This is a genomic window from Streptomyces sp. NPDC046859 (assembly GCF_040645135.1).
Classification (GTDB): domain Bacteria; phylum Actinomycetota; class Actinomycetes; order Streptomycetales; family Streptomycetaceae; genus Streptomyces.
The window spans coordinates 168,072-175,275 of the sequence record NZ_JBEYXR010000007.1 but is presented as its reverse complement, the minus strand read 5'-3'; the positions used below and the strand labels follow the sequence as shown (position 1 = coordinate 175,275).

The following is a 7,204-nucleotide window of genomic DNA, read 5'->3' as shown; positions in this document are numbered from 1 at the left end:
CGACGGGGCCCCGGCGAAGGGGGTTCCGAGGCTGTCCGACGGGACGCCGGCCCAGGGGGTTCCGAGGCTGTCCGACGGGACTCCCGCGCGGGGCGTCCCGCGCCACCCCGACGGCACGCCCGCGCACGGCGTCCCCCGATTCGCGGACGGCACGCCCGCCCAGGGGGTCCCCAGGGCGCGCAGCGGCCACCCCGAGCAGCGGGAACCCGGCGGCGGCTGGGGCGAGCTGAGAGGACGTACCTCGGTCGCCCACGGCACCGCGGCGGCCGGTGCCGCCGTGCCGCGGCCCCGCCAGGCGCCCGGTCCCGCGGGGCCCCGGCAGGAGTTCGTCGACGCCTTCGACGCGGACGCCGACGTCTTCGCGCCCCGCACCACCGAGCGGGCGTACAGACCGGGCACCGGCCCCGGCACACCGGGTGTGGCCGGCGCCGGTCCCGACGACGCGCCGCCGACCGGCGTGCCCGCGCCCGCCAAGGGTGGCAAGGGCCGGGCCTTCACCGGGGTCGCGGCGGCCGCCGTCGTCACCGTGCTGGCCGTCGTGGTCGCCGGGCAGGTCGCCCAGGGCGGGGGCGACACCGGCGAGCGGGCGGGGTCCGCCGGGGACGGGTCGCGGGACTCACGTGACGCGGCCTCCCGCACCGACGACCGCCCGACGCCCTCCGTGGCACCGGGCGCGGTCGCGCTGACCTACGACCAGAAGATGGGCCGGCGGTACGCGCTGAGCGCGAGCGCGACCGGCTCCGGGAAGTTCGACGCGGTACCGGGGACCGACAAGGCCCCCGGTGGCGGACGGAAGTTCACCTACCGGGTGGACGTCGAGCGGGGCCTCGGGCTGGACGGCGCGCTGTTCGCCGAGGCCGTACAGGAGACGCTGAACGACGAGCGGAGCTGGGCCCACGGCGGCGCCCGTACCTTCGAGCGCGTCGACAGCGCCGAGCCCGACTTCGTGATCACGCTCGCCAGCCCCGGCACCACCGCCGACTGGTGCGCCAAGTCGGGCCTCGACACCACCGAGGACAACGTCTCGTGCGACTCGGCCGCCACCGAGCGCGTGATGATCAACGCCTACCGGTGGGCGCAGGGGTCCGAGACCTACGGCGACCGCATCCACGCCTACCGGCAGATGCTGATCAACCACGAGGTCGGCCACCGGCTCGGTTTCGGCCATGTCACCTGCGACAAGGACGGCGAGCTCGCCCCGGTCATGCAGCAGCAGACCAAGTTCCTCGACCACGACGGGATCACCTGCAAGGCCAACCCCTGGGCGTTTCCCAAGAGTTGACAGGTGACCCACAGATCGAATTGACATGCGCAGCCAGATCGTTCATATTTCTGCGCATGTCGTCCCGTCCCGCCACCTGCCGCGCCGCCATCGAGCTGGCGCTCATCGGCGTGGCCGCTCTGTGCGTGGCCGACATCCACTGTCGCTGACGCCCGCCCTTCGGCGTACGCGTCGCGATTCCTCCTTTTCTCCGTGCTGCGGTCCCTGACCGGGCACGGCCTCTCGACGACCGGCGCCGGAGCAGACGTCCGTTCCAGCCCGTCTCACTCCGTGTCGTTTCATCTCATGCTTCGAGATCCGAAGCGGGACCGGCACGCGCTCACCCCACCGAGAGGTCGTCTCCGATGCGTCAACCGTCCGTCATAGCGCGCCGCGTGGCAGCGGCATCCGTCAGCCTGGTCGTGGCAGCGGGCGCCGCCGCCTGCGGGCCTGAGGACAACGATGCCAAGGCAGCCGGCAACGACTCCACGCCCCACAAGGGCGGCACGCTGACCGTTCTGAACTCCAACCCGCAGCAGGACTTCGACCCCGCCCGGCTCTACACCTCCGGCGGCGGCAACGTCCCCTCGCTCGTCTTCCGCACCCTCACCACCCGCAACCGCGAGAACGGCGAGGCCGGTGCCCAGGTCGTCCCCGACCTCGCCACCGACACCGGGCGCCCGAACAAGGACGCCACCGTCTGGACGTTCACCCTCAAGGAGGGCCTGAAGTACGAGGACGGCACCAGGATCACCTCCGCCGACGTCAAGTACGGCATCGAGCGCTCCTTCGCCCCCGAGCTCTCCGGCGGCGCCCCCTACCTGCGGGACTGGCTGGTCGGTGCCGCCGGCTACCAGGGCCCGTACAAGGACAAGAAGGGCCTGTCGGCGATCGAGACGCCGGACGAGCGGACCATCGTCTTCCACCTGAACAAGCCCGAGGGCGAGTTCCCGTACCTGGCCACGCAGACCCAGTTCACGCCCGTCCCCGAGGCCAAGGACACCGGCACCAAGTACGAGCAGCACCCGGTCTCCTCCGGGCCGTACAAGGTCGTCACGAACGAGAACGACGGCGAGCGGCTCGTCCTGGAGCGCAACCCGCACTGGTCCGCCGCGACGGACGCCGAGCGCAAGGCGTACCCGGACAAGATCGACGTACGGTCCGGGCTCGACTCCTCCGTGATCAACCAGCGGCTGTCCGCGTCCCAGGGAGCGGACGCCGCCGCCGTCACCACCGACACCAACCTCGGCCCCGCCGAGCTCGCCAAGGTGTCCGGCGACAAGGAGCTGGCCGCCCGCGTCGGCACCGGCCACTTCGGCTACACGAACTACATCGCGTTCAACCCGAAGATCAAGCCGTTCGACGACCCCAAGGTGCGCCAGGCGATCGCGTACGCGATCGACCGCTCCTCCGTCGTCAACGCCGCCGGCGGCTCCGCGCTGGCCGAGCCCGCCACCACCTTCCTGCCCGACCAGAAGTCCTTCGGTCACACGCCGTACGACCACTTCCCGGCCGGTGAGAGCGGCGACCCGGCCAAGGCCCGGGAGCTGCTGAAGGAGGCCGGGCACGGCGACGGGCTGACCGTCACGCTCACCCACTCCAACGCCAAGGACTTCGAGACCAGCCCGGAGATCGCCACCGCCATCCAGGACGCCCTGAAGAAGGCAGGCGTCACCGTCCGCCTCCAGGGCCTGGAGGACAACGACTACTCCGACAAGATCCACGACGTGAAGACCGAGCCCGGGTTCTTCCTCGCCCACTGGGGTGCCGACTGGCCGTCCGGCGGTCCCTTCCTCGCCCCGATCTTCGACGGCCGGCAGATCGTCGAGGACGGCGCCAACTTCAACAACGGGCAGCTCGACGACGCGTCGGTCAACGCCGAGATCGACGCGATCAACAAGCTGACCGACCTCGACGCCGCCGCCGAGCGATGGGGAGCCCTCGACAGCAGGATCGGCGAGAAGGCCCTCACCGTGCCGCTGTTCCACCCCGTCTACAAGCGGCTGTACGGCAAGGACATCCAGAACGTCGTGATCAGCGACTGGACCGGCGTCCTCGACATCTCCCAGGTCGCGGTGAAGTAGCGCCGTGAGTGAGGCAGTTCTCGCCGTCGAGACCCCCGGGGCGGACGCTCCGGGGGTCTCGGGGGCTCGTCAGTTCTGGCGGCGGCTGCGCACGCGGCGCGCCGCTCTCGTCGCGGCGTCCGTCGTCGCCCTGCTCGTCCTGGTCGCGCTCACCGCACCCCTGCTCACCGCGCTCGAGGGCCAGGACCCCACCACCTACCACCCGTCCCTCGTGGACTCCGCGCGCGGCGGCGTCCCCGTCGGATCCTTCGGCGGCATGAGTGCCGACCACTGGTTCGGCGTCGAACCGCAGACCGGACGCGACCTCTTCGCACGGCTCGTGCACGGCGCCCGCGTGTCCCTCGGCGTCGCCCTCGCCGCGACCGTCGTCCAGCTCGTCCTCGGGGTCGCCGTCGGCGTCGCCGCCGGGCTCGGGAACCGCTGGGTCGACCAGCTCCTGACCCGCGTCGCCGACATCTTCGTCGCGATGCCCCTGATGATCGTCGCGCTCGCCCTGCTCGCCGTCGTGCCCACCGGCTTCCCGCGCCCCGTCCTGGTGGCGCTGGTCGTCGGGCTGGTCTCCGGCTGGGCCACCCTCGCCAAGATGGTCCGCGCGCAGACGCTCACCCTCAAGGAGGCCGACTACGTGGCCGCCGCCCGCCTCAGCGGGTGGGGCACGGCCCGGATCGCCCGGCGCGAACTGCTGCCGGGCCTCGCCGCGCCCGTCATCACGTTCGCGGCCATCCTCGTCCCGACGAACATCTCCGTCGAGGCGGCCCTGTCGTTCCTCGGCGTGGGCGTGCGGCCGCCGACGCCGTCCTGGGGGCAGATGCTCACCTCCGCGAACGTCTGGTACCAGGCCGCCCCGCAGTACCTGCTGCTGCCCGCCGGCGCCCTGTTCGTCACCGTCCTCGCCCTCACCGTGCTCGGCCACGGCGTCCGCACCGCCCTCGACCCGCGCGCCGCCTCCCGGCTGCGCGTCGGCACGGGCCGCAAGGGCCGCGACGGCCGGAAGGAGGGGGCGTCGTGAACGGCTTCGGCGGATTCGCCGCGCGCCGGGCGGCCGGTGCCGTCGTCACCCTGCTCGCCCTCTCGGTGATCATCTACGTGGTCTTCTACGTCACCCCCGGCGACGTCGCCCAGATCACCTGCGGCCCGCGCTGCTCACCGGCCCAGGTGCAGCAGGTCGCCGCACAACTGCACCTGGACGACCCGCTGTACGCGCGGTACTGGCACTTCCTGCAGGGGCTCGTCGCCGGCCAGGACTACTCCACCGGCACCTCGGTCCAGCACTGCTCCGCGCCCTGCCTCGGCCTGTCCTACCAGAGCGACCAGCAGGTCCTGACGCTGATCCTGGCGAAACTCCCGGTCACCGCCTCGCTCGCGCTCGGCTCGATGGTGCTGTGGCTGATCATCGGCGTCGGCACCGGCGTGCTGTCGGTGTGGCGGCGCGGCCGGCCCACCGAGCGGCTGCTGACCACCGTCACCCTCGCGGGCATGTCCACCCCCGTCTTCGTCATCGGGCTCGTCCTGATGATCGTCGTCTGCGGGCAGCTCGAACTGCTGCCCTTCCCGCAGTACGTCCCCTTCACCGACGACCCCGAGCAGTGGGCCTGGAACCTGCTGCTGCCCTGGCTGTCGCTGGCGCTCGTCGAGTCCGCCACCTACGCCCGGATCACCCGCGCCGCGATGCTGGAGACGCTCGCCGAGGACCATGTGCGCACCTTCCGCGCCTACGGCCTCGGGGAGCGGGCCGTCATCGGGCGGCACGCCCTGCGCGGCGCGCTGGCCCCGCTCATCGCCGTGAACGCCAACAACATCGGTGTCCTGTTCGGCGGTGCCGTGCTCACCGAGACCCTGTTCGGGCTGCCCGGCATCGGCCGGGAGATGGTCGAGGCGGTCAAGGTCGTCGACCTGCCGGTGGTCGTCGGGATGGTGCTGGTGACCGGCTTCTTCGTGGTCCTCGCCAACGCCGTCGCGGACGTCCTGTACGCGGTGGCCGACCGACGGGTGGTGCTGACATGAGCGAGGCCGTGAAGGCCCCGATCGGGAGCCTCGTCGAGGTGAGCGGCCTGACGGTCGACTTCGGCGCTCTGCGGGCCGTCGACGGGCTCGGGTTCCGGCTGGAGCGGGGCGCCGCCCTCGCCCTCGTCGGCGAGTCCGGCTCCGGCAAGTCCACGGTCGCCTCCGCCCTGCTCGGGCTGCACCGCGGCACGGGCGCGGAGGTCGGCGGCGCGATCCAGGTCGCGGGCGTCGACGTGGGGCGGGCGCCGGAGGACGCGCTGCGCCGGCTGCGGGGCGGGACGGCCGCCATGGTCTTCCAGGACCCGCTGTCCTCGCTCGACCCGTACTACGCCGTCGGCGACCAGATCGCCGAGGTGTACCGGGTGCACACGCGTGCCTCGCGGCGGGCCGCACGCGCGCGTGCCGTGGAGGTGCTCGACCGGGTGGGCATCCCGGACGCCGTACGGCGGTCCCGGTCGCGTCCGCACGAGTTCAGCGGCGGCATGCGCCAGCGCGCGCTCATCGCCATGGCGCTGGCCTGCGAGCCCGAGCTGCTGATCGCCGACGAGCCCACGACGGCCCTCGACGTCACCGTCCAGGCGCAGATCCTCGACCTGCTGCACACCCTCCGCGAGGAGACCGGGATGGGACTGCTGCTGGTCACCCACGACGTGGGCGTGGCCGCCGAGAGCGTCGACGAGGTGCTGGTGATGCGGCACGGGCGGGCGGTGGAACAGGGGCCCGTCACCGAGGTCCTGGGAGCGCCCCGCCGGCCGTACACCCGCGAACTGCTCGGCGCCGTCCCGCGCGTGGACGCGCCCCGGGCGGTCCGTGCGATCCGTGCGGAGTCCGCCGTCGGGAGCGACGCGCCCGGCGCGCCGGTGCTCGAAGCCGCCGAGAGCGACAGACCCGGCGCGCCGGTGCTGGAAGCCGTCGGGCTGCACCGGGTGTTCGGGCGCGGGAAGAAGGCGTTCACGGCCGTGGACGGGGTGTCGCTCGCCGTCCGCCGGGGCGAGACGCTCGGCGTGGTGGGGGAGAGCGGCAGCGGGAAGACGACCCTCGGCCGCATGCTCGTCGGACTCCTGGAGCCGACGGCAGGAGAGGTCCGCCACGACGGCCGCGCGCGCGTGGGCGTCGATCCGGCCGTGCAGATGGTCTTCCAGGACCCCGTCTCCTCCCTCAACCCCCGCCGCAGCGTGGGCGAGTCGATCGCCGACCCGCTGCGTGCGCGGGGCGAGCGGGACAACGCGCGGATCCGGGCCCGGGTGCGGGAACTGCTGGAGCGCGTCGGCCTGGAAGCGGCGCACCACGACCGCTATCCGCACGAGTTCAGCGGGGGCCAGCGCCAGCGCGTCGGCATCGCGCGGGCGCTCGCGGCGGACCCGCGGGTCATCGTCTGCGACGAGCCCGTCTCCGCGCTCGACGTCACCACCCAGGCCCAGGTGGTGGCGCTGCTGGCCGAGCTGCAGCGCGAACTCGGCCTCGCGCTGGTCTTCATCGCGCACGACCTCGCCGTCGTCCGCCAGGTGAGCGACCGCGTCGCCGTGATGCGGCGCGGGCGGATCGTCGAACAGGGCCCCGCCGACCAGGTGTACGAGCACCCGAAGGACCCGTACACCGAGCGGTTGCTGGCCGCCGTACCGGCGCTCGACCCGGCGGTCGCGGCGCGCCGGCGGTCGGCGCGACGGGAGCTGGCCACGATCTGACCGGACCCGGCATACGGGCGTGACGATCCGTGTGCGCTTGAACTCCTAGCGCGACGGAACGCGACCCGCACGGGAAAGTTACGACCGTTCACCCCTTTTGGTGGCGCGATGGACAACCGTCCATCGCGCCACCGCCTTGTGCGCATACGTTCTTCCCGCTGTGAGCCGCC

6 protein-coding genes are annotated in these 7,204 nt (G+C 72.8%); all 6 read left to right on the top strand.

The features are described from left to right. The coding region (locus ABZ899_RS13095; protein ID WP_361344906.1) for a DUF3152 domain-containing protein at positions 1–1,282 on the top strand (1,282 nt) is incomplete at its 5' end. A 56-nt stretch (positions 1,283–1,338) separates the two neighbouring features. Continuing rightward, on the top strand, positions 1,339–1,431 hold the full coding sequence (locus ABZ899_RS13090) for an Ms4533A family Cys-rich leader peptide (protein ID WP_361344904.1): 93 nt from the start codon (positions 1,339–1,341) through the stop codon (positions 1,429–1,431). A 195-nt stretch (positions 1,432–1,626) separates the two neighbouring features. Beyond that, complete coding sequence (locus tag ABZ899_RS13085; protein WP_361344902.1) at positions 1,627–3,345, top strand: ABC transporter substrate-binding protein; 1,719 nt, start codon at positions 1,627–1,629, stop codon at positions 3,343–3,345. A 4-nt stretch (positions 3,346–3,349) separates the two neighbouring features. Next, entirely contained in the window at positions 3,350–4,354 is a 1,005-nt protein-coding gene (locus tag ABZ899_RS13080; RefSeq protein ID WP_361344900.1) for an ABC transporter permease, read from the top strand. Further along, on the top strand, positions 4,351–5,349 hold the full coding sequence (locus ABZ899_RS13075) for an ABC transporter permease (RefSeq protein WP_361344898.1): 999 nt from the start codon (positions 4,351–4,353) through the stop codon (positions 5,347–5,349). Before ABZ899_RS13080 ends, ABZ899_RS13075 begins: the two co-directional genes overlap by 4 nt. Continuing rightward, a complete protein-coding gene (locus tag ABZ899_RS13070; RefSeq protein WP_361344896.1) occupies positions 5,346–7,034 on the top strand; it encodes an ABC transporter ATP-binding protein in 1,689 nt (562 codons plus the stop codon). The genes ABZ899_RS13075 and ABZ899_RS13070 overlap by 4 nt, the downstream gene beginning before the upstream one ends. Positions 7,035–7,204 lie beyond the last annotated feature (170 nt).

What these genes read in the sequence shown, in the direction of transcription:
- ABZ899_RS13090 (WP_361344904.1), top strand. Translation starts at nt 1,339, where the DNA reads ATGTCGTCCCGTCCCGCCACCTGCCGCGCCGCCATCGAGCTGGCGCTC.
- ABZ899_RS13085 (WP_361344902.1), top strand. Translation starts at nt 1,627, where the DNA reads ATGCGTCAACCGTCCGTCATAGCGCGCCGCGTGGCAGCGGCATCCGTC.
- ABZ899_RS13070 (WP_361344896.1), top strand. Translation starts at nt 5,346, where the DNA reads ATGAGCGAGGCCGTGAAGGCCCCGATCGGGAGCCTCGTCGAGGTGAGC.